At 70.3% G+C, this 24,682-nt stretch carries 26 protein-coding genes; 14 read left to right on the plus strand and 12 right to left on the minus strand.

Translation table 11 applies throughout. From position 1 onward, the window contains the following. Positions 1 to 2: 2 nt before the first annotated feature. Positions 3 to 395: a hypothetical protein gene (locus tag OP79_RS13645; RefSeq protein WP_033320423.1), complete on the minus strand. Its 393-nt coding sequence runs from the start codon at positions 393 to 395 to the stop codon at positions 3 to 5. A 207-nt stretch (positions 396 to 602) separates the two neighbouring features. Between OP79_RS13645 and OP79_RS13650 the strand changes: the two genes are divergently transcribed. Then, positions 603 to 923: a DUF6191 domain-containing protein gene (locus OP79_RS13650; protein ID WP_033320424.1), complete on the plus strand. Its 321-nt coding sequence runs from the start codon at positions 603 to 605 to the stop codon at positions 921 to 923. An 11-nt stretch (positions 924 to 934) separates the two neighbouring features. On the opposite strand, the gene OP79_RS55240 is transcribed toward OP79_RS13650, so the two are convergent. Together OP79_RS55240 and OP79_RS13655 are read right to left on the minus strand one after the other, a co-directional pair. Next, positions 935 to 1,072: a hypothetical protein gene (locus OP79_RS55240; protein WP_157857309.1), complete on the minus strand. Its 138-nt coding sequence runs from the start codon at positions 1,070 to 1,072 to the stop codon at positions 935 to 937. Positions 1,073 to 1,330: 258 nt separating this feature from the next. Then, positions 1,331 to 2,311 (minus strand): winged helix-turn-helix domain-containing protein, encoded by a 981-nt coding sequence (locus OP79_RS13655; protein WP_033320425.1) that lies wholly within the window; start codon positions 2,309 to 2,311, stop codon positions 1,331 to 1,333. 89 nt (positions 2,312 to 2,400) lie between these two features. Here OP79_RS13655 and OP79_RS13660 point away from each other — a divergent pair, with 89 nt between their 5' ends. Together OP79_RS13660 and OP79_RS13665 are read left to right on the plus strand one after the other, a co-directional pair. Further along, on the plus strand, positions 2,401 to 3,717 hold the full coding sequence (locus OP79_RS13660; protein WP_051744625.1) for an MFS transporter: 1,317 nt from the start codon (positions 2,401 to 2,403) through the stop codon (positions 3,715 to 3,717). A 192-nt stretch (positions 3,718 to 3,909) separates the two neighbouring features. Next, a complete protein-coding gene (locus OP79_RS13665; protein WP_033320426.1) occupies positions 3,910 to 4,494 on the plus strand; it encodes a DinB family protein in 585 nt (194 codons plus the stop codon). 609 nt (positions 4,495 to 5,103) lie between these two features. On the opposite strand, the gene OP79_RS13670 is transcribed toward OP79_RS13665, so the two are convergent. After that, positions 5,104 to 6,450, minus strand: coding sequence for a hypothetical protein (locus tag OP79_RS13670; protein WP_033320427.1), 1,347 nt, complete (start codon positions 6,448 to 6,450; stop codon positions 5,104 to 5,106). 114 nt (positions 6,451 to 6,564) lie between these two features. Here OP79_RS13670 and OP79_RS13675 point away from each other — a divergent pair, with 114 nt between their 5' ends. Next, positions 6,565 to 7,824 carry a molybdopterin-dependent oxidoreductase gene (locus tag OP79_RS13675; RefSeq protein ID WP_033320572.1) on the plus strand — a complete coding sequence of 420 codons (1,260 nt, stop codon included), beginning with the start codon at positions 6,565 to 6,567 and terminating at the stop codon, positions 7,822 to 7,824. Positions 7,825 to 8,191: 367 nt separating this feature from the next. On the opposite strand, the gene OP79_RS58260 is transcribed toward OP79_RS13675, so the two are convergent. From OP79_RS58260 to OP79_RS13690, 3 genes are read right to left on the minus strand one after another with little or no spacing between them, the layout of a single operon-like run. Continuing rightward, positions 8,192 to 8,983 carry a methyltransferase domain-containing protein gene (locus OP79_RS58260; protein ID WP_051744626.1) on the minus strand — a complete coding sequence of 264 codons (792 nt, stop codon included), beginning with the start codon at positions 8,981 to 8,983 and terminating at the stop codon, positions 8,192 to 8,194. Continuing rightward, the gene (locus tag OP79_RS56940; RefSeq protein WP_051744627.1) at positions 8,980 to 9,660 is read right to left on the minus strand and encodes a TIGR04282 family arsenosugar biosynthesis glycosyltransferase; all 681 of its coding nucleotides are present in this window, start codon (positions 9,658 to 9,660) and stop codon (positions 8,980 to 8,982) included. The genes OP79_RS58260 and OP79_RS56940 overlap by 4 nt, the downstream gene beginning before the upstream one ends. Continuing rightward, on the minus strand, positions 9,657 to 10,412 hold the full coding sequence (locus OP79_RS13690; protein WP_033320428.1) for a glycosyltransferase family 2 protein: 756 nt from the start codon (positions 10,410 to 10,412) through the stop codon (positions 9,657 to 9,659). Before OP79_RS13690 ends, OP79_RS56940 begins: the two co-directional genes overlap by 4 nt. 153 nt (positions 10,413 to 10,565) lie before the next feature. Between OP79_RS13690 and OP79_RS13695 the strand changes: the two genes are divergently transcribed. Both OP79_RS13695 and OP79_RS13700 read left to right on the plus strand, forming a co-directional pair. Continuing rightward, a complete protein-coding gene (locus tag OP79_RS13695; protein WP_051744628.1) occupies positions 10,566 to 11,342 on the plus strand; it encodes a response regulator transcription factor in 777 nt (258 codons plus the stop codon). Between the two features lie 26 nt (positions 11,343 to 11,368). Then, entirely contained in the window at positions 11,369 to 12,481 is a 1,113-nt protein-coding gene (locus OP79_RS13700; protein ID WP_033320576.1) for a sensor histidine kinase, read from the plus strand. A 139-nt stretch (positions 12,482 to 12,620) separates the two neighbouring features. Here the strand turns inward: OP79_RS13700 and OP79_RS13705 are convergent, their stop codons facing one another. Together OP79_RS13705 and OP79_RS13710 are read right to left on the minus strand one after the other, a co-directional pair. Further along, positions 12,621 to 13,235, minus strand: a complete 615-nt coding sequence (locus tag OP79_RS13705) for a hypothetical protein (RefSeq protein ID WP_051744629.1) — start codon at positions 13,233 to 13,235, stop codon at positions 12,621 to 12,623. A 146-nt stretch (positions 13,236 to 13,381) separates the two neighbouring features. Beyond that, the gene (locus OP79_RS13710) at positions 13,382 to 14,128 is read right to left on the minus strand and encodes a response regulator transcription factor (RefSeq protein WP_211270785.1); all 747 of its coding nucleotides are present in this window, start codon (positions 14,126 to 14,128) and stop codon (positions 13,382 to 13,384) included. Between the two features lie 202 nt (positions 14,129 to 14,330). Between OP79_RS13710 and OP79_RS13715 the strand changes: the two genes are divergently transcribed. Next, positions 14,331 to 15,758, plus strand: a complete 1,428-nt coding sequence (locus OP79_RS13715) for a hypothetical protein (protein ID WP_033320429.1) — start codon at positions 14,331 to 14,333, stop codon at positions 15,756 to 15,758. Positions 15,759 to 15,790: 32 nt separating this feature from the next. Here OP79_RS13715 and OP79_RS13720 read toward each other — a convergent pair whose 3' ends face one another. Beyond that, entirely contained in the window at positions 15,791 to 16,792 is a 1,002-nt protein-coding gene (locus OP79_RS13720) for an NAD-dependent epimerase/dehydratase family protein (RefSeq protein WP_033320430.1), read from the minus strand. Between the two features lie 245 nt (positions 16,793 to 17,037). On the opposite strand from OP79_RS13720, the gene OP79_RS13725 reads away from it, so the two are divergent. Continuing rightward, entirely contained in the window at positions 17,038 to 17,475 is a 438-nt protein-coding gene (locus OP79_RS13725; protein WP_033320431.1) for a pyridoxamine 5'-phosphate oxidase family protein, read from the plus strand. A 334-nt stretch (positions 17,476 to 17,809) separates the two neighbouring features. Further along, a complete protein-coding gene (locus OP79_RS13730) occupies positions 17,810 to 19,813 on the plus strand; it encodes a TerD family protein (protein ID WP_033320432.1) in 2,004 nt (667 codons plus the stop codon). Between the two features lie 40 nt (positions 19,814 to 19,853). Here OP79_RS13730 and OP79_RS13735 read toward each other — a convergent pair whose 3' ends face one another. Both OP79_RS13735 and OP79_RS13740 read right to left on the minus strand, forming a co-directional pair. Further along, complete coding sequence (locus tag OP79_RS13735; protein WP_033320433.1) at positions 19,854 to 21,098, minus strand: amidohydrolase; 1,245 nt, start codon at positions 21,096 to 21,098, stop codon at positions 19,854 to 19,856. A gap of 24 nt (positions 21,099 to 21,122) precedes the next feature. Continuing rightward, complete coding sequence (locus OP79_RS13740) at positions 21,123 to 21,551, minus strand: ATP-binding protein (protein WP_033320434.1); 429 nt, start codon at positions 21,549 to 21,551, stop codon at positions 21,123 to 21,125. 84 nt (positions 21,552 to 21,635) lie between these two features. On the opposite strand from OP79_RS13740, the gene OP79_RS13745 reads away from it, so the two are divergent. From OP79_RS13745 to OP79_RS13760, 5 genes are all read left to right on the plus strand, one after another. Beyond that, complete coding sequence (locus OP79_RS13745) at positions 21,636 to 22,484, plus strand: helix-turn-helix domain-containing protein (RefSeq protein ID WP_033320435.1); 849 nt, start codon at positions 21,636 to 21,638, stop codon at positions 22,482 to 22,484. Beyond that, positions 22,444 to 22,704 carry a DUF397 domain-containing protein gene (locus OP79_RS13750; RefSeq protein WP_033320436.1) on the plus strand — a complete coding sequence of 87 codons (261 nt, stop codon included), beginning with the start codon at positions 22,444 to 22,446 and terminating at the stop codon, positions 22,702 to 22,704. Before OP79_RS13745 ends, OP79_RS13750 begins: the two co-directional genes overlap by 41 nt. A gap of 338 nt (positions 22,705 to 23,042) precedes the next feature. Next, positions 23,043 to 23,177: a hypothetical protein gene (locus OP79_RS58025; protein ID WP_281193183.1), complete on the plus strand. Its 135-nt coding sequence runs from the start codon at positions 23,043 to 23,045 to the stop codon at positions 23,175 to 23,177. Between the two features lie 98 nt (positions 23,178 to 23,275). Further along, positions 23,276 to 23,887 carry a dihydrofolate reductase family protein gene (locus OP79_RS13755; protein WP_033320437.1) on the plus strand — a complete coding sequence of 204 codons (612 nt, stop codon included), beginning with the start codon at positions 23,276 to 23,278 and terminating at the stop codon, positions 23,885 to 23,887. Positions 23,888 to 24,075: 188 nt separating this feature from the next. Continuing rightward, positions 24,076 to 24,669 (plus strand): winged helix-turn-helix domain-containing protein, encoded by a 594-nt coding sequence (locus OP79_RS13760; RefSeq protein WP_033320438.1) that lies wholly within the window; start codon positions 24,076 to 24,078, stop codon positions 24,667 to 24,669. The last annotated feature ends 13 nt before the right edge of the window (positions 24,670 to 24,682 follow it).

Here is a 24,682-nt window from a genome sequence, read left to right on the forward strand (position 1 = left end):
GGTCAGCCCTCCGTCGTGTAGAAGCGGTAGAACACCACCACGAACGCGCCCGCCGCCACCGCGAACGCCACGGCCGCCGACCGCAGCACGCTCGAGCCGGTGAGGCCGTGCAGGAACCCGACTGCGACACCCGCGAAGCCCGCCCACGCGGCGGCGCGCAGCTCGCGCGGCAGGTGCGTGCCGAGCAGACGCAGCCCGAGGTACGTGGCCACGAAGGCGACCGCGGCCACGACGCCGAGCAGGACGTTCCAGCCGGTGATCGGCCCCGCGTCCCGCCCGATCGCGGCGGCCCACAGGCCGTAGACGATCCCGCCGAGCACGGGGGCGGTGAGCTTCGTCGCGAGCTGTATGGGGCTGCCGTGCCACCGCGCGGTGCGTGACGCTGCGTGAGCCATGACCCCACTCCTCTCTCCTCGCCCCTGCCTCCAGAGCACACCTGGGGGACGGGGCGGGCAAGTCGGAGCGGTGGCGCTCCGCTGGTTGTGCGGGTCGGGTTCGTTGTCGACTGCGGACTCGTCGCCGTATATGTCCCAGCCCCGCGCCCCCGAAGTGCGGGGGTGCGGGATCTGTCGGCATTGGCCCCTGGCCCGGATACTCGGGGCATGGAATTCGTCGTTTTCGTGACCTTGCCCGGACTGGTCATCCTGCTGACCGTTGTGGCTTTCGTGGATCAGCTGCTTCTCCATGCCGGGCGGGCCGGACTGCTGCCATGGCGGAACAGCGCCCGGCAGGGCCAGATATCGGCGACCGGGTTCGAGCAGCTCCATGCGAGCTTTTCGCCCGGGAAGCAGAACGAACTCAAGGAGCGGCAGTCGGCACTGGTGATGCGGGACGACGAGGAAGACGGGGCGCCGCCGAACCGCACAACAGTGGACCTGGAGGGAGGGACCGCGGTCGTCCGGATCCCGCAGGCCGACGAGTAGAAGGCCGGCCGTCACGGTCTCACCAGTCCGCCCTTGAGCCCGGCGGCCAGCCGTACTCGTTGGTTGCGGCAGGTGCTGAGGTGCTCGAGGTAGGTGCGCTGTGCGGCCTGTTCACGGTGGTACGTGCGGTTGTCGGCAGCCAGTTGCATGTGTCCGCTCCCGCTGCCTGCGTCGCAGTGTTGCCATCGGATGGCGCTCATACTCGGGTCCCGACCGCGATCGCGTCACGGCCAGACAGGGCGATCAGTGCGCACAGCACGATGGCGAGCTGCCGATCGTCCAGCTTCTGCACTCGGATGAGGCTCGTCTGATGGGAAATCCGCGCCGGCATCCACCAGGCCTTCCTCACCCTCGGCTGCGCAATCATCTGCTGGCGGCGCCTCAAAAAGCAGTGCTGATCTGAGCCCTCAGCCCGAACCGGCGACCAGTGCCTCGCCGAGCGGGGTGCGCCGGTAGAGCACCGACCGTCCGGACCGGGCGCGGACGAGCAGCCCCGCGCCTCGCAGGATGGCGAGGTGGTCTCCTACCGCGCCGGGTGCCATGGCGAGACTTCGGGCGAGGTGGCTGGTACTGGCCGGGGCGTCCAGCGCCAACAGCAGCCGGGCTCGGGCCCGGCCGACCAGAGCGGTCAGCGCGTCCGGTTGGGGGACGGTCTCCTGTTCGCCCCACAGGGCGGCGGTGCCGCGGGCACGGTAGATCAAGGTTCTGGGCCAGGGGTCTTCCAGGTGGGCGGCGATATTCCCGACGAAGACCGAAGGGATCAGCAGGAGCCCGTCGCCGGCGAGGAGGACTGTTCCGACTTGGGGGAAGTGGCCGATCTCGATACCGCCGGCGCGCCAGGCGATGCTCGGGTGCAGGCTCTCGATGGTCGTGACCCATCCGTGTTCGCCGATCATACCCACCCGGTGCACGACGTCGCGCTCACAGATCGCGCGCAGTTGCGGCCAGTCCGGGGCGAGCAGTTCGTGCCACGCCTGGTCCATCGCCTCGGCGATCCTGGAGACGGCGTCCGTGGAGTCCAGCACTGCGCGTACGCGGGGATCACGGGCGGACGGGCCGGTCGCGTTGGTGGCGATTTCGTGGCGGGCCGCTTCCAATGGTGTGGCCCGGATCATGGCCAGGTCGTCTGCCCAGGTCTGGTTGAGGCGGCGCGGGGGCGGGGCGACGAAGTTCGGTCCGGATTGCGTGGTGTGCAGGGCGAGGGCGGCGTTCAGTTCGGTCTCGCGGCGAAGCCGTTCGAAGGCCGGCATGAGTCGGGTGGCCCAGGCTCGCGGCAGCGGCCTGTCTTGGCCGGCGAGCGAGCGCAGCAGGAAGCAGAGGTCCATCGCGGGCGACAGCGCGAAGCGGCTGCGCAGCAGGTCATCGACGGAGACTTCGAAGCGCAGCACCCTGCGAGGCTACCGCGGGACGTCTGTTCCGATTCGTCCAGCGACGAATCATTGGTGAGTGGCGTGGGCGCACGGCGAGGCTGCGCGTCATGACCCCGACCGCCGGACCCGCGCAGGGCAACCACCGTGCCACCTACCGGGAGGTGCTGGCCGAGCCACGATTCCGGCTGCTCTTCTCGACCCGCACCGTCGCGATCACTGCGGACGCGCTGCGGATCACCACGTTCTCGGTTCTGGTCTTCTCGGCCACCGGCTCCGCGCTGCTGAGCGCACTGGCCTTCGGCATCGGCTTCATTCCGCAGCTGTTCGGCTCGCTGCTGCTGGGCTCACTGGCCGACCGACTGCCGCCCCGCGCGCTCATCACCGGCGGCTACGCCTTGACGTGCGCCGCCGCCCTGCTGCTCGCCCTGGTGCGGATGCCGATCGCGGCAAGCCTCGGTGTCGTGGCGCTGGTCGCCCTCGCCACACCGGTGTTCAGCGGCGCGTCGAGTCGACTGGTCGCGCAGTGGCTGGAGGGCGACGCCTATGTGCTGGGCCGTTCACTGAACAACATCGCTGCCTCCGGCGCGCAATTGTTCGGTCTGGCGCTGGGAGGTGCGGTCGTCGCGGTACTCGGCCCGCGCCGGGCGCTCGCGGTCAGCGCCGCCCTCTACCTCGGCTGCGCGCTCGCTATCCGCATCGGGCTACCCCGGCTGGAGCCGGGAGAGTTCGGCGGCACACCTGGCAGCGCTCGGGGCGATGGCGGGGCCGTCCGGGCAAGCCTGCACGGTGCAGGCCTGCTGCTGCGCAAACACACGGTGCGACGACTGATGCTGGCCCAGTGGCTACCCGTCGCGTTCATAGCGGGCGCGGAAGGCCTGATCGTCGCCTACGCGGGAGGACGCCACTTCGCGCCCGGCTGGTACGCGGTGCTGATGGGCTGTCTGCCGGTCGGCATGCTGGCCGGTGATCTGCTGGTGGGTCGACTGCTGCGGCCACCCACCCGGGAGCGACTGGTGGTCCCGTTGATTGCGCTGATGGGACTGCCGCTGGTCGGCTTCGCCGCCGAGCCCGGAGTGGGTGTCTCGTCCTGTCTGCTGCTGCTCTGCGGCTTCGGATTCGCCTACGGTCTCGGCCTGCAACGGCCGTTCCTGGACGCCCTGCCGCAAGAAGGCCAGGGTCAGGCCTTCGGTCTGCTCGGCTCCGGCAGCATGACGCTGCAGGGCGTCGGGCCGGCCTGCTTCGGCTCGGTGGCCGCAGGCATCGGAACAGGCGGCGCAATCGCCCTGGCAGGCGGCGCGGCGGTGCTTACCGCCGGCTGGATTCTCACCTGGCACCCGCCCACCTCCCCGGTCCCCGTCCCGAGCTACTCAACGGGATCAGAGAACGGCACCGAACAGCATGCGTGTAGTTCTCCTGCGCAGTAACCGTCGTAACCGTCGCAGGTCGGGTCGGCCGCGTGCCGTCACGCACCCCACCCCCACCCCCACGCCTCTCTGACAGACAGTCATTCCCGGTAGCTCATTGTGTAAGGAGTCCCAAGCCTCGGCTCTGCCAGCCGTTGCGGACCACGTACGGGATCTTGAGACCACGAACAGCCCATGGAAGGCTCATGCCGCATGATCGATGAATTCGCGAAGGACAACCTGCACGGGAGACTGCGGCGGGACCGCGAGGCACTGCTCTGGAAACTCGACGGCTTGTCCGAATACGACGCCCGCAGACCTTTGACGGCGACCGGGACCAACCTCCTCGGCCTGGTCAAACACGTGGCCACCGTCGAGGCCAGGTACTTCGGCGAGGTCTTCGACCGCCCTTCCCCGGAACCGCTGTCCCGGTGGCAGGACTCCGACGGCAGCGATCAGTGGGCGACCGAGGACGAGACCCGCGATCAGATCGTCGGGTTCTACCGGCGCACGTGGGAACACTCGGACGCGACGATCAACGAGCTTCCCCTCGATGCCCCCGGCCACGTGCCGTGGTGGCCGGAGCCTTATTCCAACACGAACCTGTTCGCCGTCATGGTCCACGTCCTCGGCGAGTCCATCCGGCATGCCGGGCACGCCGATATCCTGCGCGAGGGCCTCGACGGCCGGACCGGGTTGCGCGCCGAACACGAGAAGCAGATCGACGAGGAAGCCCGTGCCGCCTACCGCGCGAAGATCGAGCAGGCCGCCAGGTCGGCCGCATCAATCAAGGCTTAGTCGGACATATCAGGCAGCCTGACATCAGCTCCCCTACCGGCGCTTGCGATTTCCGAGCACCCGGCCACCTGATATGCCCGCGTCACCCGATGTGGGCGTTCAGTCCGCGCCTTCGTCGTCCTCGTCCAGCTCGAGCGCGTCCGCGTAGCTCAGCGGGCGCAGGGCGCCGGCGGCCAGACAGCCACTGACGGACCGCCTGTTCCCTGCGGATCGGGGCCGTCTCCAGCACCCAGCGATCCCCGGCCGTACGCAACAGCCTCTCCTGCACCGCCCGCGTGACGCTCTCCCTCCCGCCCCTCCAGCGGCGTACGGTCGGTCGCTCCTCGCGCACCGCCTCCGGATATGCGGCCTTGGCCTGGTCGGTATCGAACCATCCGTCAACCTCACGGAGCGGTACGCCGTCGACTTCGTCGTACCGATAAACACAGACGCGTGCCATTGGAACCCCCTGCTCTAATTAACGACATCGCTAATGCAGCAATGAAGCGAACTGTCCGCAGCGGGACGGCCGCATCAAAGTGCCTGGGGCACTGCTCGCGCTGTGCCACGGCAACCGGCGGGCCATCATTTTCGGGAAAGGATGGGCTTGGGGAACGAAAACCCCAGCGCTCACCACCCCGTGTGGAACAGGTGGTTCACCGCCAGCGCCACCGTCGCCTGGGCGGCGAGCCACCCCCGCTGCCCGCCCCGCGGCAGCAGCGCCGTAGCGGGCAGCAGCCAGAAGGCGAAGGGGAGCCAGATGCGTTCCGTTTCGGCCTTGCTCATGCCGGAGAGGTCGGCGATGAGGACCATGAGGAGGCCGGCGAGGACCAGGCCGAGAAGCCGGTCGGTGGTGGTCGGGGTGCCGGCGCGCAGGCGGCGGACAGCGGCCGACACGGTCGCGAACGTGCGGCGCAGGCCCGCCACCCCCGCCAGCCCCACGAGGAGCACCGTGCACGCGAGGTTGGCCCAGACGAAGTACCAGTACGGACGGATGGCGGCCGCGCCCTGGTAGTAGCGCTCGACCAACAGGTGGTACGCCTCCCACCAGTTGAAGCCCGCGAGGGTGAAGGCGGCGGGGACGACGGCCGCGCCTGCCAGTAGCGGGATGAGGAGGGTGAGCGGCCACTGCCGCCAGGTCAGCAGGAGCACGGCTGCGGCGATGATCGCGAACAGGGTCAGGCCGTACGAGAGATAGACGGTGAGGCCCAGCAGTAGTCCGGAGCCGAAGGCGAGCGCGCTGTTCGCGCCGGTCGCCGCCAGTGCCAGCAGTGCCACCGCCCACGCCGCCACCGCCGCGAAGTAGCCGTCCGCCGACGCCCCCACCCAGATCGCCGCCGGGGCCAGGGCGACGAACGGGGCGGCCCGGCGGGCCAGCGTCTCGTCGGCGAGGGCGCGTACGGCGACGATGACCGCCGCGGCGGCGGAAGCGCCGACTGTGATGCAGAAGACGCCCGCCCAGCCCCCGCCGCCGAGGCCGATACGGTCCAGCCAGACGAAGGTGAGCGTCGCGGCCGGGGGATGGCCGGCGATGTGCGGGGGCCAGTGGTCGGGCGAGTCGATCAGGATGTGCTGGGTGAAGCCGCGCAGGGTGGCCCCGATGTCGTCGAAGCGGTCGATGACCGTCAGATACTCGTAGCGCGTGGTGAGCCGTCGCTCGATGCCGTAGTGCCAGCCGTCGATCAGCGCGAGCGACCACGTCCAGGCCATCGCGACGAACCAGGTCACCGGCACGAGCGCCCGCCACGGCAGGCGGGCCGCGAGACCGGGGCCGTACGCGATCACCGCCGCGGCCAGCGTGATCGCGGCCGGAGTGCCGGGCCCCACCTGCGGCGACCACCAGGCGTACAGCGGCGCCCAGGCGAGGTGTAGGGAGCCGGCGGAGTTCTCGATGGCGTGGCCTACGACGGCGGCCGTGGCGAAGAGGAGCACCGCGGCCCCGGCGGCGTACAGGTCACGGCGAAGGTCACGGTTCACAGCGGAAACGCTAGGGCGGAAGCCACCTCGTAGCGTCCCGGCCAGCAAGGACGTCAGCGTTTCGTCATGAGTCCAGCCCCTCTCGGCCCGCCCGTACCGGCCTACCGTCGGGGCATGAGCGAACGGCTCCCCACCTCCCCCGCCTTCTGGCGCAGCCCTCTGCGCGGCCCTCGGCTCACCTCGCTGCTCGGTGTCGTGCTGCTCGCCGGGCTCACCGTCCTGTTCGTGACGGGCCTCGTGTCGTACGCCGCGTACAACCCGAACCTCTCGCCGGTCAACGACAAGACCCCGGACAAGGGCCTCCTCGGCTTCTACCTCTTCGCCTGGCCCACCGACCCGCCCTGGCTGTACCGCCTCAACCAGGGCACGCACGTCACGCTCGGCATCGCGCTGATCCCCGTACTCCTCGCCAAGCTGTGGTCGGTCATTCCGAAGCTCTTCGAGCTGCCGCCCGCGCGCTCGCTCGGCCACGCGCTGGAACGGCTCTCGCTGCTCGTACTGGTCGCAAGCGCGCTGTTCGAGTTCGTGACGGGTGTGCTGAACGTCCAGCTGGACTACCTCTTCCCCGGCTCCTTCTACCCCCTGCACTTCTACGGCGCCTGGGTGTTCTTCGCCGCCTTCGTCGCGCACACGGTGCTGAAGACGCCGACGGTGCTGCGTAACATCCGGCAACGCGAAGGGGACCAACAGAGCCAACAGATCCAACAGAGGGAAGAACAGGGGGAGTTGGTATCGACCCGGCCCGCCGCGCCGACCGTCTCCCGGCGCGGAGCGCTCCAACTCGTCGGTGGCTCCTCGCTGTTCCTGCTCGCCACGACCGCGGGGCAGAACTTCGACGGGCCGCTGCGCCGGACGGCGATTCTCGCGCCGCACGGCGGGCCGGAGCCGGGCCCGGGACCCGGCGGCTTCCAGATCAACAAGACGGCCGCGGCCGTGGGGATCCGGGCGACCGAGACGAGTGAGGAGGCGTGGCGGCTCGTCGTCGAGGGGCGACGTACGGTCCGTCTCAGCCGGGCTCAGCTCCATGAACTGCCCCTGTACAGCGCCGCCTTGCCCATCGCCTGTGTGGAGGGCTGGTCGACGGGCGACCAGTGGTGGCGGGGCGTACGGCTGCGGGATCTGGCGGAGTTGGCGGGGTACGACCGGGGCCAGGCGCCCGATCTGTTCGTGGAGTCGCTCCAGCGTGCGGGTTCCTTCCGGCGGGCCGCCCTGCGCGACAACCAGGTACGCGACCCACGCTCGCTGCTCGCCCTGTACGTCAACGGCGAGCCGCTGACCCCTGACCACGGCTACCCGGCGCGCATCATCGTCCCCGCCGCGCCCGGAGTGCTGAACACCAAGTGGGTGGCCCGGCTGACGTTCGGAGACCTGTGAGGAGCCCTGCGATGCGCGTACGAATGCACGGACGAATGACGAGCGCACGGAACCGGTGGCGCCGCTGGTACGGCGAGAGCCCTCTCCAACTCCTGCTCCTCGCCTGCTCGTTCGCGCTCGTGGCGTATGCCGGCGTACAGCTGCTCGCGGGGGACTGGTGGGGTGTACTGATGTGGATGGTCGGGGCGGCGCTGCTGCACGACCTGGTGCTGCTGCCGTTGTACGCCGTTGCCGACCGGGTCGTCGGGGCGGCGCTCGGGGTGGTCGGGCGCCGGGAGTGGCTGATGTTCGTGCGCGTCCCGGCGGCCCTGTCCGGACTTCTGCTGCTGGTGTGGTTCCCGCTGATCAGCGGGCGGGTGGAGCGGCGTTACGAGGCGTCCACCGGCTCGTCCGGTGATGTGTTCCTGGCCCGCTGGCTGCTGATGACGGCCGCGCTGTTCGGGGTGTCGGCACTGTGGATGCTGATCCGTTCGGTGCGGGCGCGGCGCAGGGCCACGAAGCAGCGGCCGTCCGCCGTCCACTGACCGGCCGTACCGTCTGTACGCCAGCCGAGCCGGCGTGCGCGCCTCAGCAGGGCGCGGCTGCCGAGCCGGGCCCAGGGGAACGGGGTTCCTGCGGCTCCCTGGGCGTCGGTGACATGAACCTGTACCTGCTCGTCGATGTCCACGGGCGCCGTCTCGGCGATCAACAGACCGCCCGGAGCGAGGAGTTGGGCGGTCCGGCGCAGCAGGGCGTCCGGGTCGCCGCCGATCCCGATGTTCCCGTCGATGAGCAGCGCCGTGTCCCAGCGCCCCTCCCCCGGCAACGGCTCGAACACCGACCGGCGCAACGCCTGCCCGCCGAGCCGGACGGTGTGTGCGACGGCCGCCTCGCTGACGTCGATCCCGAGCACGGTCCGCCCCCGCAATGCGAGTGCCGCGACCAGCCGCCCGGGTCCGCAGCCCACATCCAGTACGGCTCCTTCGCACCGCCGCAACGCCGACAGATCGGCGGCGTCGGCCCGCGCACACCACCGCTCGACCTCCAGCGGGAGCAGCCAGCCGTCGGTACGGCGCAGGAAGAGCGGGCCGCGCCCGTCGCGGAGGGCGTCCGCGTACGGGTCGACGCACCACGCGGTCGCCGTACTCGTACTCGTACTCGTCGCGCTCACCGTGCTCATCGCCCCACGACCGATCGCTCGACGTCCGGTCGCTCCACGCCTGCTCGCCGCACGCCCGCCCCCACCCGCTCGTACTCCGCCGCGAACCGGCTGCCCTGCCTCTGGACCATGACCTGTTCGGCGACCAGCCAGGCGTCGTACGCCGTGTCGACGTCCCGCAGCCGCGGCAGATCCCGTACGCGCAGTCCGGCGGCGGTGAGCCGGGCCCGCTGCACGGCTCCTGTCGTGGGCGTCGACATCGGTACGCCCCGCAGCAGCGCGGGGTCGGGCGAGGCGAGCCCCAGCGCCCAGAAGCCGCCGTCCTCCGCGGGCCCGAACCAGGCGTCGCAGTCCGTGAAGTCGGTCCCGAACGTGAGGAGTTCGGCGGTCACCTGCGGGGTGTCCATGCCGATGAGCAGCGTCGGTCCGGCGCAGTCCGCGAACGCCGCGGCCAGCCGTTCGTCGAGCCCGCCCGCGCACTGCGGGACCACCTCGACGCCGGGCGGCAGCCATGGCCCCGGCTTCCCGTCGAGCACCAGGACCCGCCGGTCCGCGGGCGTCGCGAGCACCGCGCTCAGGGTGTCGGCCAGCGCGGCCTCGGCGAGCGCCGCCGCCTCCTCGGGCGTGTACGGCGGGGTGAGCCGGGTCTTCACGCGTCCGGGTCGCGGTTCCTTGGCGATGACGAGCAGGGTGGTCATCGGTGGGCTCCTCCTTGGAAGGGTCCATGGGCGGTTCCTTGGCCGGGGCCTTGGCTGATGGCGTACGCCGGCTCCGTCAGCACCCGGCGCATGTCCCGTACCGCGTGCCAGGTCCCGCGCCAGGTGCCGGTGACCTTGGAGGTGCCGGTGCGCGGCAGATACGGGACGTCGTGCTCGGCGATGCGCCAGCCGGCGTCGGCGGCGCGGACGACCATCTGCAGGGGATAGCCGCTGCGGCGGTCCGTGAGGCCGAGGCCGAGGAGGCCCTCGCGGCGGGCGGCGCGCAGGGGGCCGAGGTCGTGCAGGTGTACGCCGGTGCGGCGGCGGAGCATCCGGGACAGTGCGAGATTGCCCGCGCGGGCGTGTGCCGGCCAGGCGCCACGGCCCTGCGGGCGCCGTCGCCCGAGCACCAGGTCGGCCTCGCCGTCACGGATCTCGCGTACGAAGGGCACGAGCAGGGACGGATCGAGCGAGGCGTCGCAGTCGCAGAAGCAGACGATGTCCGCGGTGGCGGCGACGAGCCCCGCGTGGCAGGCCGCCCCGAAACCGCGCCGCTCCTCGTGGACGACTCTCGCACCGAGGTCGCGGGCCACGTCGGCGGAGCCGTCGGTGGAACCGTTGTCCACGACGAGCGCGCGCCAGCCCTCGGGGATGAGGGCCAGCACCCAGGGGAGCGCGGCGGCTTCGTTCAGGCACGGGAGGACGACATCGACGTCGGGTTTCGTGGTGGGGTTGGGATACACGGCTTTCACAGTACGAACGTGAAGCGGACATAACAGACAGTGGCTCCTTACGAAACACGGACGTCGGTCCGCCGCCTCGCAATCCGCCCGCATCTCCTTACGAATCAAGGACGGACGAAGCGGGGCAGGACATCCGCGCACCCCTGGTGCGACCCTGACGACATGCACCAGCCGCAGCCGCAGCCGCACGACAACCACGGCCACTCCGGGACCCGCGTCCTCGTCGTCGACGACGACCCCACCGTCGCCGAGATCGTCTCGGGCTACCTCGACCGCGCCGGATACGTCGTGGACCGTGCCGTCGACGGCCCCGCCGCGCTCGCGCAGGCCACCGCGCACTGGCCCGACCTGGTCGTACTGGACCTGATGCTGCCCGGCATGGACGGCCTTGAGGTGTGCCGCCGGATGCGCGGGCGGGGGCCCGTACCCGTGATCATGCTGACCGCCCGCGGCGACGAGGACGACCGGATCCTCGGCCTGGAGGTGGGCGCCGACGACTACGTCACCAAGCCGTTCAGCCCCCGCGAGCTGGTCCTGCGCGTCGAGTCCGTACTGCGCCGCAGCCGGCCCTCCGCCGAGCCGCGCGGGCTGCTGCGCGCGGCCGGACTCAGTGTGGACCCGGAGGGTCGCCGCGCCACCAAGGACGGTACGGAACTCGCCCTCACCGTCCGCGAGTTCGACCTCCTCGCCTTCTTCCTGCGGAACCCCGGACACGCGTACAGCCGTGAGGAGCTGATGCGCGAGGTCTGGGGCTGGGACTTCGGCGACCTCTCCACGGTCACCGTCCATGTCCGCAGACTGCGCGCCAAGATCGAGACGGATCCGGCGCGGCCCGCGCTGATCCAGACGGTGTGGGGGGTGGGGTACCGCTTCGACACGGCCGGTGCTGACGCGACTGGTGCCGACGCGGCCGGTGCTTCCGACGGAGGGGAGGGCTGATGATCGCCATGGAGGAAATACCCCCCATGCAGGACATACTCCTCATCGCCTTCTTCGCCTTCCTCGGAGCGGCGGCCGCCGGGCTGTTCGGGGCGCTCATGCTGTGGCTCGTCCGACGGCGGTCCCTGACCGTCTCGCTGTCCGTGGTCACCGCCGTCGCCGTGACCGCGATGCTCGCCGGAACACTGGCGGTGGCGCAGGCGATGTTCCTGAACGATCACGACCTCACCGTCGTGACGACGGTCGTCGCGATGGCGGCCGTGGTCTCCCTGGCGACGGCGATGCTCCTGGGCCGCTGGGTGGTCGCCCGCAGTCGGGCGCTCACGCTCGCCGCCCGCTCCTTCGGCGACGGCGGTGACTTCGCCGCGCCAACAGGGCACGCGACCGCCGAACTCGACGCACTGAGCCGGGAGTTGGCGGCCACCAGCGCGAAGCTCCACGAGTCCCGGGACCGCGAACGCGCCCTGGAGACCTCCCGGCGCGAACTCGTCGCCTGGATCTCCCACGACCTGCGCACCCCGCTGGCCGGACTGCGCGCCATGTCGGAGGCGCTGGAGGACGGGGTCGCGGCGGAGCCGGAACGCTATCTGCGGCAGATCCGCACCGAGGTCGAGCGGCTCAACGACATGGTCGGCGATCTCTTCGAACTGTCCCGCATCCACGCCGGCGCGCTGGCGCTCAGCCCTTCACGGATGTCGGTGTACGACCTCGTCGGAGACGCCCTCGCGGGGGCGGACGCGCTTGCCCGTGAGCACGGTGTGCGGCTGGTGGGGGCCGGGATCGATCCGGTGCCGGTGGAGGTCGACGGCAAGGAGATGAGTCGCGTACTGGGGAATCTGCTGGTCAACGCGATTCGGCGGACGCCGTCTGATGGGACGGTGGCCGTTTCCGCGCACCGGTCGCCGGAGGGGGTTGTGCTGTCGGTGACGGATGGTTGCGGGGGGATTCCCGAGGAGGACCTTCCCCGCGTCTTCGATACGGGGTGGCGGGGGACCCATGCGCGTACGCCTCCGGCGGGGGCGGGGCTTGGGCTCGCGATCGTGCGCGGGATCGTGGAGGCCCACCAGGGCCGGGCGATCGTACGAAATGTGTCGGGGGGCTGTCGTTTCGAGGTGACGTTGCCGACCGTCGAGGCGTAGGAATGCGGGTCGTTCGCAGGCTGCGGGCCCGTTGCGTCGTGGCTGGCCGCTCCCCCGTCGTGCATCGCGGCGGAGCCGCACATCGATACAGCCCCGCGCCCCTCACAGGGCGCGGGGAACTGTCATCTCGCCCGCGTGCTCAGCAGTCGCCGGGGCCTGTCTCCGCCTCGCGGAACACAGGGCTCTCGCCGTACGTGTTGTCGGGGTCGATGCCGGTCATCGTCACGTCGTTGACGTACCAGATGTAGTGGCCGTAGTAGCGGTCGCCGAAGTTGAGCTGGTAGTAGCCGTGCGACCTGACCATGTGCGCCCGGTGGGTGAGCCAGCCCTTCTTGTGCGGGCCGACCCACAGGCTCTCGGTGTGCGTCTCGGTGTGGGACTTCTCCCAGGTCTTCCCGGTGGCGCTGCTGAACCCGGCGGTGAAGGCCTCGAAGGCCCCGCCGAACTCTATGGTCTGGGTCGTCGAGGTGCCGGTCGTCGTGGTGTCCGACCACGTCTTGGACAGGTTCTGGTTGACGCTCGTGCAGTTGTACGCGTCGGAGGTGACCCGCTGCTCCGGGCCGAGGTACTTCTCGACCGACTCGACATGGAACTCGCACCGGTCCGTGCCGTTGTTGCACTGCTCGAGGAGCTGCGCGACGGTCGGCTGCTCCTCGTGGTCGGCCATGGCGGTGCCGGGGGTGGCCACGACGAGGGCGGCCAGGGCGATCGCGGAGCCCAGGGCGGCCGCGACTTTTTTCCGTACGGAGGACATGCTGCTGTGCTCCCTGTGGGGGTGGGAAACAAAGGAGGCAGCCCCGAGCGGAGGCCGCGGCCCCAGTGAAGCGAGCGCGGATCCGGAACCGCTCCGTACGGGATAAGGATTTGATGAAGGTTGCGGCGCGACGTGGACTTCGACGGTCAGGCCGCGGACAGCCGGTAGCCCACACCGCGGACGGTACGGATGAGTGACTGGTCCTGGTCGCCCAGCTTGCGGCGCAGGTAGTAGACGCAGGTGTCCACGATGCCGGAGCTCTCGTCGCGGTGGTTCCAGACGCGCTCCTGTATCTGGGAGCGGGTCAGCACCCGGTCGGAGTTCTCCAGCAGATAGCGCAGCAGGGCGAATTCGGTGGGAGTGAGCCGGACCGGGCGCCCGGCCGCCCACACCTGGTGTGCGTCGGGATCGAGTTGCACATGACCGACGCTCAGACAGCGGCGCCGCGTGGGCCGTTCGGCAGTGCGGCGCAGCAGGGCGCGGATACGGGCCGCCACCTCCTTCAGCTCGAACGGCTTGGTGACGAAGTCGTCGCCGCCCACGTCCAGTCCGTGCACCCGGTCGTCGACCCCGCTGCGTCCGGAGAGGAACAGCACGGGCATGGTGAGGTCCCGTTCGCGCAGGGTCCGGCAGACCTCGAAGCCGTCGAGGTCGGGGAGGTTGACGTCGAGCAGGACGAGGTCGGGGATGCGCCGTGTGACGAGACGCAGGGCCTGGTGGCCGGTGGCTGCGCAGGTCACCTCGAAGCCGAGGAATTCCAGGGCCATGGTGAGCACGTCGCGGACGCCGACGTCGTCCTCCACCACGAGGAGATGGGTGGCGGGGGCGGCGCCCGAGGGGGCGGAGGGCGAGGAGACAGCGGTTGTGGGGGAGTTGGGGACAGGCTTGGTCATGTCCTGTTCCTTTGCTGACTTTTGAGACCTCAAAGCTTCACAGGCGCACCCATGGTCACACGTACCCGCAGGTAGGGTGAGGGACTTCGTCCGCTTGCTCGAATCCACCGTCTTCGGGTTCCCATGGCTCCCTCTGTCCCCGCTTTGCACGCGCAGCGGTTACGGTGCTGACGTGCTGATCGATGGGGAGGGGGCGGGAACGATGCCTGGAACGGTGCTGCTGCTCGCGGCTTCGCCGGCGGGCAAGGGGTGTCTGGTGGACGCGGCGTCGGTGCTTCCCGTGCTCGCGGCGGTGGCGCCCGCGGTGCTCTCCGGCGCGGACACCGCGAACGTCGTCGAACTGGCCGACCCCTTGGAGCCCCAGGCCGTCCTGACCCGCCTGCGCGCCGCCGCGACGGCTCCCGGCCCGCTGACGGTCTTCCTCACCGGCCAGCTCCAACTCGACCGCCGCCAACGGCTTCCGCACCTGGCCCTGGCCCGTACGACCCCGTCGACCGTCCGCTACACCGGCTTCCCCTGGCACTGGATCCGCGAGGAGCTGCGGCTGCGCGCCCCCGGCAGCACAACGGTGTTCGTCGACCTCCACACCGACGCGGAGACCTGGCAGCACCTGATCACGCAGCCGCTCGCCGTCGGCCCGGGAGCCCGGCTGTACGGACGGATCGCCCCGCCCCCGCCCCGGCGGACGCTCGCGGTCCCGACGTACATGAAGTCCGTCGCGACGATCCTGCGCAGCGGGCACCGCCCGGCGCCGTCCCAGTTGCACCAGCAGGCACTGACACGGGTGTCGGGGGAGGAGCCGGATGCCGTCCGGCGGGACCTCGTGCTGGCTGTGGAGTCGGGGGCGATGCGGGAGTCTTGGGCGACAGGGGCGGGTGTGATGCCGGGCGCGGCTACGGTGCCAGGGTCGGGCGCGATGCCGGGCGCGCTCGCGGTGCCGGAGCCCGGCGGGATGCCGGGCACGGCCGCGGCTGCAATGTCCTCCGCGCCTGCGGTGCCGGAGCCGGCTGCGGCGCGGGATGCGGGCGCTGCCGCGGAGCCCGCACCCTTCATGCCTGCCCCCGCCGTTCCCGCGCCCTTCCTCCCCGCTGCTTCCCCGCCGGAGGCGCCCGCGCCTTTCGTCCCCGCCGCCGCGCCGCCGGAGACGCCTGCCCCGCCGCCGGAGGCATCCGCCCCCTCCGACTCCTCCGACCCTCACGCCGAGATCGCCTCCGCCGTGGAGGCCGGACAGCACGATGACGCCGACGGGTTGGCCGCACACTGGGAGCAGGACGCGCTGCGTACGTACGGGCCCGGTTCGGACGAGGTCGTGCACTGGATGGAAGTGCGGGCCGACCTGGCCATGTTCGCCGGGGACGCCGTGCGCAGCTGCCGGACCTGGCTGGCCGTGGCCGACGTACGGCTCGGCGCGGGCCAGCCCTCGGACGCACCCGGCGTCGAGGCGGCCGTCGACCGGGCCCACCACCAGTGGGGCCGTATCGCCGATGCGGGCCCGGCCCGCGAACTGGGCGCCGCCCTCGCCGAGTTGCGCGCACGCGTACCGGGCCGTCGCGAGGGCGCGCTCCAGCACGTACACCAGCGTCTGGAGCAACTCGGGACGACGCAGCAGGTGGGGCAGCAGGTGGGCTGACGAAGTACCCGGTCGACCCGGTCGTTACCTCGTCAGCCGGGATCCCTCAGCCCCGCCGCCGTGGCGAACTCCCGTATCCCCTCCTCGAACCCCACCTCGGGCTTCCACCCCAACTCCCCGCGCACCCGCGCCGAATCCGCCGTGATGTGCCGTACGTCGCCGAGCCGGTACTCCCCGGTGACGACGGGCGCAGGCCCTCCATGGGCGGCGGCCAGCGCAGCGGCCAGCTCGCCCACGGTGTGCGGATCCCCGCTGCCCACGTTGTACGCCCTGAACGGGGCCGCGTCCGAAAGGGCCTCCAGAGCCAGCACATTGGCGGAGGCCACATCACGCACATGCACGAAGTCCCGCCGCTGCCCCCCGTCCTCGAAGACCCGAGGCGACTGACCACGCGCCAGCGCGGACCGGAAGAAGGAGGCGACCCCGGCGTACGGAGTGTCACGCGGCATCCCCGGCCCATACACGTTGTGGTACCGAAGCGAAACCGTCCGCCCGCCCACCGCACGGGCCCAGGAGGCGGCCAGATGCTCCTGGGCGAGCTTGGTCGTGGCGTACACGTTCCGGGGATCGACGGGAGCGTCCTCACCCACGAGCCCCGGCGCCAACTCTGCAGCGCAGACAGGGCAGTTGGGCTCGAAGCGCCCGGCGTCGAGATCGGCGACATCCCGAGGCCCCGGCCGTACGACCCCGTGCCGCGCACACTCGTACCGCCCCTCCCCGTAAACCACCATCGACCCGGCGAGCACCAGCTCCCGCACCCCCGCGTCCGCCATCGCGGACAACAGCACAGCGGTCCCGAGATCATTGCTGCTCACATACGCGGCCGCGTCCTCGAACCCCTTCCCCAGTCCCACCATCGCCGCCTGATGACACACGGCATCCACCCCGTCGAGAGCCCGCCCCACGGCGTCCCGGTCCCGCACATCGCCCCCGGACACGAGGTCGTAGACGACCCCCTCATGCCCCCGCGCCCGAAGCGCCGCCACAACCGCCGACCCGATGAACCCGGCTCCGCCGGTGACCAGTACTCGCATAACGGGAACGCTAGGCCCGCACCCCGCCGAACGACGCTTCCGCGCCCGGCACGTCACGGCTCCGTAAGAAGCGGGCCAAGAGCTCAGGCTCAGCCGATGGCTCAGTCGAGCAACTTCTCGTCGAAGGGGCCTTTCCTCCACTGCTCATCCATCGCGCCGCCTCCGCGTGCGTCGTGTGCACGGGGCCCTGGTCGTAGGTCGGAAGTCGGTGGTCAAGTGACTGGCGGCATCAGAAGATTGGAGCTGTGGCACCTCGTGACTTTGATGTGGACTCTTTCCTGCAGCAGCCGCTCACCGCTCGCATCGCGACGAGCGGGCCGACGGTGCGCCCTGTCTGGTTTCTCTGGGAACAGGGCGCCTTCTGGACCTTGACAGGGCCATGGGCGCGGTTGTTCGACCGCGTGAAGGAGGATCCGAGCGTCGCTCTCGTGGTGGACGAATGCGATCTCGCGACGGGGCGCGTCCTGCAGGTGATCGCTCGGGGTCAGGCCGAGCTCGTGCCCTTCGACGTGCCGAGGGGGCGGCGTAAGCTCGCCCGCTACTTGGGAGCAGACGAAACTCAGTGGGACGCGCGCTTCGTGCACTACTTGCACGACGATCCGGGCGAACGCGGCACGATGTGGCTGCGTTTGGCGCCTGCCTCGCTCACCGCGAAGGACCTCAGCTACTCCGTCGCGCCGTAATGGTCCACTTCGTCCCATCCGGCGGGCAGGGAACGGAGTCCTGTCGCCTGGCCCGCACCAAGTCACAGAACGATCGTGGCAGTCGGTCGGCGGGCCTGTGGTCCGCCCAGGGTGTTGTGCGTACGGCGTGAGCAGTTCTCCCTGCGGTGTTCAGTCATCGCTCGTTTGAGCGCGTGGAGGACATCCTCTCCCTGTGTGTTCGCGCTTTTTGCGACAGGGGTCCTGGCCCTGCGTGCGGTCTCTTCGTGGCCGGCATGGCACAACGTCCCTCCAGAGCGGGGCAAAACGGCATACGGGTTGAAGGAATGGTGAATAGCGCATCATCCTTGGCGCCATGACTCTCGCTTCCGCCTCGTTCGGCGTATCCGCTATGAGTGACTACGCCCACGACTGGGCCTTGGTCGATGTCGAGACCTCCGGGCTCGTTGCCAGGCGGGACCGGGTGCTGTCCGTCGCGGTGGTGACCATCGGTCCGGACGGCGAGCAGACCGGGGAGTTCTCGACGCTGCTCAACCCCGGATGCGACCCGGGACCGGTGGACGTGCACGGGCTGACGCCCGAGCGGTTGCGGGGCGCACCGACCTTCGACCAGGTCGCCGGGCGGATCGGCGCGATGCTCCAGGACCGGGTCCTGGTCGCCCACAACGCCCAGTTCGACTACGACTTCCTGGCCCACGAGTTCGCCCGTGCGCGGATGTGGCTGCCGGTGTCGCAGCGGCTGTGCACCCTGGCCCTCAACCGCCAGGTGGATCCGCCGACGAACGACATGAAACTGGGCACCCTCGCCGCGCACTACGGCGTACCGCAGGTCAAGGCGCATGACGCACTGGACGACACCCGCGTGCTGGCAGGGATCCTGCGGGCATCGCTGCGCGAGGCGGCACGGCTCGATCTGCCGTTGCCGCTGGTGGCCTGCCCACCACGGGCGGAATCCCAGTTCACGCCGAAGCCGTCCAAGACGCCCTGCGCGTACCGGAACCCGGGACGGCTGGTTCCCGGCGGGCCGCTCCAGCAGGGGATGAAGATCGCGATCACCGGTGAGACCGCCCACGCCCGGGCGGAGTTGGTCGGGCGGGCTGTTGCCGCCGGGCTGAACATGATGACGACCGTCAGCCGGCACACCAGCGCTCTCGTCACCAACGAGCCGGCGTCCGATTCGGCAAAGGCCCGACGTGCCATCGCCGAAGGCGTGCCCGTCATCGATGAGCACACCTTCCTGCGGCTACTGACCGACGTACGGACCGGGACAGCTCATGAGGCGACGGCTGCCACTGCCGCCGTGCTCGCACCGGTGAGGGAGCCGGCCACGTCGGCCACGTCGGCCACGACACAAGTCCCGGCCGAGGCACCCGTATCCACCACAGGCTCTGCCACACCGGTCCCGGCCACACCGGTCCCGGCCGCACCCGTCCCGGCCGCACCCGTCCCGGCCGCACCCGTCCCGGCCGTGCCCGTCCTCCCAGCGCTCTCCCCCGGCGTATCCGATCCCGCTCCCCGCCTGCCCGCGAACGAGAACCCGGTCACCACCTCGAACGAGCCGCTGAGGGGCCGCCGAGTACTGGTGCTCGGCGGTGTCCATGCCGACGCCGTCGCGGCCCGTACCCGTGTCGTCGAGCTGGGCGGATCCGCGGCCATCAACCTGTCGGCCAGCGTCACCGACGTCGTCCTTCTCGTCGGCGGCCCGAAGGACCGCCGCATGAACCGCATCACCGCCCTTGAACTCCCCGTACACGACGCACACTGGCTCACCGCACCGACAGCCGCCGACCAGGGCACGGCGGCCGTCCGCCGGGCACAAGACCCACAGGTGATGCCAAGAGGCGGCGTCATCGACCTGCCCATGCCGCACGGCACACCCGCACCCGACTGGTACGTCACCGCGAGCTGGGCTCCGCAGGTCGACTGCGAGATCGACGTCGTCGCCTTCATCCTCGACGAGGACGAACAGGTCACCGTCGACGAGGACTTCATCTTCTACGGCGCCCCGGAGAGCACCGCCGGCACCGTGCGGCTCCTCACCGGCGGTCCGGCCGAACAGACCATCGCCCTCGACCTGGCATCCCTGCCGCCCGCGACCCGCAAGGTCGTCGTCGCCGCGGCCATCGACAGCGCCACCACCTTCGGGACGGCCGGCGCGATCCAGATCGGTGCGGCCCCCGGCAGCAGCGGGGCGCCACTCGCCCGGGCCACCCTGGACGCCGCGACAACCGAACGCACCATGTTGCTCGCGGAGATCTACCGCAGAGGTCCGCTGTGGCGCCTGCGCGCTGTCGGCCAGGGCTATGACCATGGGCTCGGTGCCCTGGCACGCGGTTACGGAGTCGACATCGCTGACTGAGCGAAGGCGGTGAAGCCTTCCGGGTCACCGTCCCGCGAGGTCACCGCCCCGCCAGCATCTCCAGCGCCCCCGACACCAACGTCCGCACCCCCGGCCCCACCGTCCCCAGGTCGGGCGCGAAGTGCGGGCTGTGGTTGCTCGGTACCGCCGCGAGCTGTTGCATCAGGTCGCCGGCCGTGGCCGCCGCGTTCCATACGTCGGTGGGGGTGCTCGTCACGAACCAGTACGCGTACGGGAGGCCGCCCTCGGCGAGGAAGGGGAAGTCCTCGCTGCCCATCACGGGGCCGAAGTCGAGGACCGTGCCCGCGCCGAAGACCTCGCCGTGGACGGCGGCGATGCGGCGGTCGGTGTCCATGTCGTTGACGGTGACCGGGAAGCTGCTGCCGACGGTGACCGTGGGTTCGCGAGGGCAGCCCGCCGCCGCGCACTCGCCCGCCGCGATGCGGCGGATCGCGGCGAGCATCCGGTCGCGTACGTCGGCGGACTGCGTACGGAGGTTGAGGGCGATGTGCGCCTCGGTCGGGATGATGTTGTGGCGGGTGCCCGCCTCGATCCGTCCGACCGTCAGGACGGCGGACTCGCGGGCCGCCAACTCCCTTGATACGACGGTCTGCAGACGCGTCACGATGTACGCCGCCGTCACCACCGGGTCGACCGTCGCCTCGGGCCGGGACCCGTGCCCGCCCACCCCGTGCACGACGATGTCGACGTCCGTCGCGGCGGACATGATCAGGCCGGGCGAGTGCGCGTACAGCCCGGTCGGCCCGGGCGTCGCGTGCTGGGCGAGCAGGACGTCGGGGCGCGGGAAACGTTCGTACAGCCCGTCCCCGACCATCGCCGCCGCCCCCATGCCGGTCTCCTCGGCGGGCTGGCCCACCACGAGCAGCGTGCCGGACCAGGTGTCGCGCCCGTCGGCGAGCGCGGACGCGGCGCCCGCGAGCCAGGTGACGTGCAGGTCGTGCCCGCAGGCATGCATGACGCCGGGCGTCTCGGAGGCGTACGGCAGCCCCGTCTCCTCGGCGACCGGCAACGCGTCCATGTCGCCGCGCAGCAGAACGGTCGGCCCGTCGCCGTTGCGCAGCAGCCCCACCACCCCCGTACCGCCGACGCCCTCGGCCGTCTCGTACCCGGCCGCCCGCAACCGCTCCGCGAGCTTCGCCGCCGTGCGGTGTTCGGCGAGGGACAGCTCCGGGTTGCGGTGCAGGTCGCGGTAGAAGTCCTCAAGGGCGGGGAGCGGAAGATCCCCGGTGAGGTCCAGCGCGGTACGGGCGGCGGGAGAGGTCACAAGTTGCAGCGTACGGTCATGTCTTCATGTCCGTGCCTTGGCGTCGCACTCGAACCACACGGTCTTGCCGGGGCGCCCGTCCGCCAACGGTTGCCAGCCCCACCGGTCCGTCACCGCCTCGGTGATCAGCAACCCCCGGCCACCCTCCGCCAGTTCGTCCACAGCTGTGGACAACGGCGGCGAGGGACAGGCGTCCGTCAGCTCCACCCGCACCCCCTCCGGCTGCCGCAGCATCAGCAGTGAGCAGCGTCGCCCCGGTACGTGCCGTACGACGTTCGCGACCAGCTCCGTGAGCGCGAGGCCCGCCGCGTCGATCAGTTCGGGCATCTGCCATGCCATCAGGTACGCCCGGAGAACGCGGCGCAAGTGCCGGGCCGAATGGTCACCGACGGTGAAGCTGCCGCCATACCTGGCGCCAAGCCCCGCCTCTGGAAGGTCAGTTGCATGATTCACGCCACCAGAGTGGAGTGATCCGATTACGCTCGGCTACACCCGGAACGAAACGATGTGCCGTGTGCACTTGGGAGTTGGCGCCCCATGGTCAATATCCGCAACCTCGATCCCAGCGCGAGTCCGCTGGACTACTACGGCGCGGAACTGCGCCGCTTCCGCGAAGCGGCGGGGCTCAACCAGAAGCAGTTGGGTGCCGCGGTGTTCTGCACCGGGTCCCTGATCGGGCAGATCGAGACGGCGCACAAGGTTCCGACGCGGGAGTTCAGCGAGCGGGTGGATGTGGCGCTGGAGACGGAGGGCGCCTTTTCGCGGTTGATTGGGCTGGTGCTGCGATCACAGCTGCCGAGTTGGTTCCAGCCGTACGCGGACATGGAGGCGAGGGCGACTTTCCTCTCCACGTATCAGTGCCAGTTGGTGTACGGGCTTCTGCAGACGGAGGAGTACGCGCGAGCCGTGTTGGGTGTACGGAGTGAAGGGGACCTTGATGCGAAGGTCGCGGCTCGGCTGGATCGGCAGCGGATCCTGGCGCGGGATGAGCCTCCGCTGCTGTGGGTGGTGCTGAGCGAGGCGGTGCTGCACCAGGAGGTCGGTGGCCGTGAAGTCATGCGGAACCAACTTGCGCGCTTGTTGGACTTCACGAAGGACGGCTGGACGCAGCTCCAGGTACTGCCCTTCGAGGTGGGCCAACACCCGGGACAGATGGGCTCGTTCAACCTCCTGCGCTTCGACGACGACCCGGATCTCGTCTACACCGAGGACTTCGTCCAAGGGCACATGACAGCCGACTCGCGTGCTTTCAAAGAGGGGGCGCTCCGTTACGATCATCTGAAGGCCGCTGCCCTCTCCGTGAAGGACTCGGCGGCGCTGATCGCGCGCGTAATGGAGGAACGTTATGGGCACCAACCGGAACCTGACGGGCGTGCGGTGGCGTAAGTCCAGCTACAGCGGCGACACCGGAGGTGACTGCGTCGAGTGCGCCCCGCTCGGCAACGCCGAGTGGCGCAAGTCGACGTACAGCGGAACGAGCGGCGGCGAATGCGTGGAGGTCGCCGGCCTAACCCCCCACATCGCCGTCCGCGACTCCAAGAACCCCGAAGGCGGAGCCTTCACCGTCACCCCCGACGCCTTCTCCGCCTTCGTAACCTCCCTCTAGCCCCCCGGCATGTAGTCGCGGAAATGTGACACTCCCACCCCCACCTGTCACATTTCCGCGCGCACACCTACCCCACCCCACCCCTCAAAGCAGCGGATGCGCCAAGGCAGCGGATGCGTCAAAGCGACGGGTGCGCCGGAGCCGGCGTCGGCTTACCGCTACTGACAAGTCAACTTCCGCTTGTGGCAAGCCAGTTAGTGCTCGCGGGAAGCGGGCAGGAGACTGACGACCCCTCTTGCCCCGGAGTCCGTTCCGCCCTACGTTAAGTTGCGCGTTAAACCTACGATTGCCCTCACTTAACGCACTGACGATGCGAGGTTGTCGCCGTGTTCCGACGCATGTCCACACGCTATGTCTCGGCGCTCCACGTCACGGCCCGCCATGTCTCGGTCCGCTACCTCACAGCCCTGTGCGCCGCGGTCGTCGCCTGCGCGGCCCTGATCAGCGCGGGGGCGGCGGGGCCGCATCAGTGAGGGCTCCGGTTCCCGGACCGATGAGTTTCCGCGCGGCACCAGGTCAATAAGGGAGAGGGGGCGGTTGGCGGCCCCCTGCCTAAAGAGAGTGGTGCGCGATGAAGCTGGTACTGCAGGAGTTCCTGTCGCTGGACGGCGTCTCCCAGGGGCCCGGTGCCCCGGATGAGGACACGAGTGACGGATTCACGCAGGGCGGCTGGTTCGTGCCGCATCTGGACGAGGAGTTCGAGCGACTGGCCGGCACATGGCTCGGGCAGGCGGACGCGTTCCTGTTCGGCCGCCGTACGTACCTGAACTTCGCGCGGGACTGGCCGAAGATGACCGAGCACCCGTCCGCCGCCATCCTGAACGGCCTGCCGAAGTACGTGGCCTCCCACAGCCTCACCAAGGCCGACTGGAACCCGACCACGATCCTCTCCGGCGACATCCCCGCCCAGGTAGCCGAACTGAAGCTGCAGCCCGGCCGCGAACTCCAGATCCACGGCAGCGCCCGACTCGGCCAGTCCCTGCTGGCCGCCGGCCTGATCGACGAACTACGCCTCGCGATCGCCCCGGTCGTCGTAGGCACCGGCCGCCGCCTGTTCCCGGACGGCGGCGCCCCGGCGGGCCTACGACTCCTGAGCAACGAGACGACACCGGGCGGCCTGACGATCCTCGTCTACGAGTCGACGGGGCTTCCGGAGTACGGGACGTACGGCGCCGACGCGTAGACCCCATGACCGATCGCGCCTGGTCCTCAAGACCGTTGGCGGCAGGTTCCTCGCCCTGACTGGGCTCTCGTAAGGCGACGACGGTCGTCGCGGGCCTCTGTGCGGAGCCGGTCCTTCTCGTCGAGCTCATCGAGCGGAAACCTGAAGGCATTATTGCGAAGTTTTCGCTTCACATCTACGGTGCGAGCATGCGACCGAAGCACGAGCCTGAGCAGATCACCGAGCTGTCGCGGTTGAGGGCGTTCATGAACCCGCTGCGGATGCAGCTGTACCGGATGCTGTACGCCGCGGGCACCGCAACCGCCTCTCAGCTCGCCGAGCATGTCGACGAGACGCCGTCGCTGGTCAGTTACCACCTGCGCAAGCTGGCCGAGCACGGCTTCGTGACCCAGGCGAGCGGCCAGGGCGCCGACGGCCGCGAGCGGTGGTGGAAGGTGGCGTCCGAGGAGGGCTGGGGCTTCCGCGACTCGGATTTCGCGGACACGCCCGAGGGGGCCGCCGCGGTCGGCGCGGTGACCCGCGGCATCTTCGACACCCGCGTCGCCCAGTACCGCGCGTATCTCGATCAGAAGTCCGCCTGGGGTAAGGCGTGGACTGACGCGTCCTTCAGCTCCGAGTGGCTGCTCGACCTCACTCCGGCTGAACTCGCCGAGATGAGCGACGAGCTCGAGGCGCTGGCCCGGCGCTGGCGGGAGCGCGGCAAGGCCGCCAAGGCGACCGGTGACACCGAGGACCGCGAGCACGTGTCCGTGCACCTCTACGGCTTCCCCTTCCGGCCCTGACCCGGCCGTATCC

Source organism: Streptomyces yerevanensis (assembly GCF_000716805.1).
In the GTDB taxonomy this organism is placed as follows: domain Bacteria; phylum Actinomycetota; class Actinomycetes; order Streptomycetales; family Streptomycetaceae; genus Streptomyces; species Streptomyces flaveus.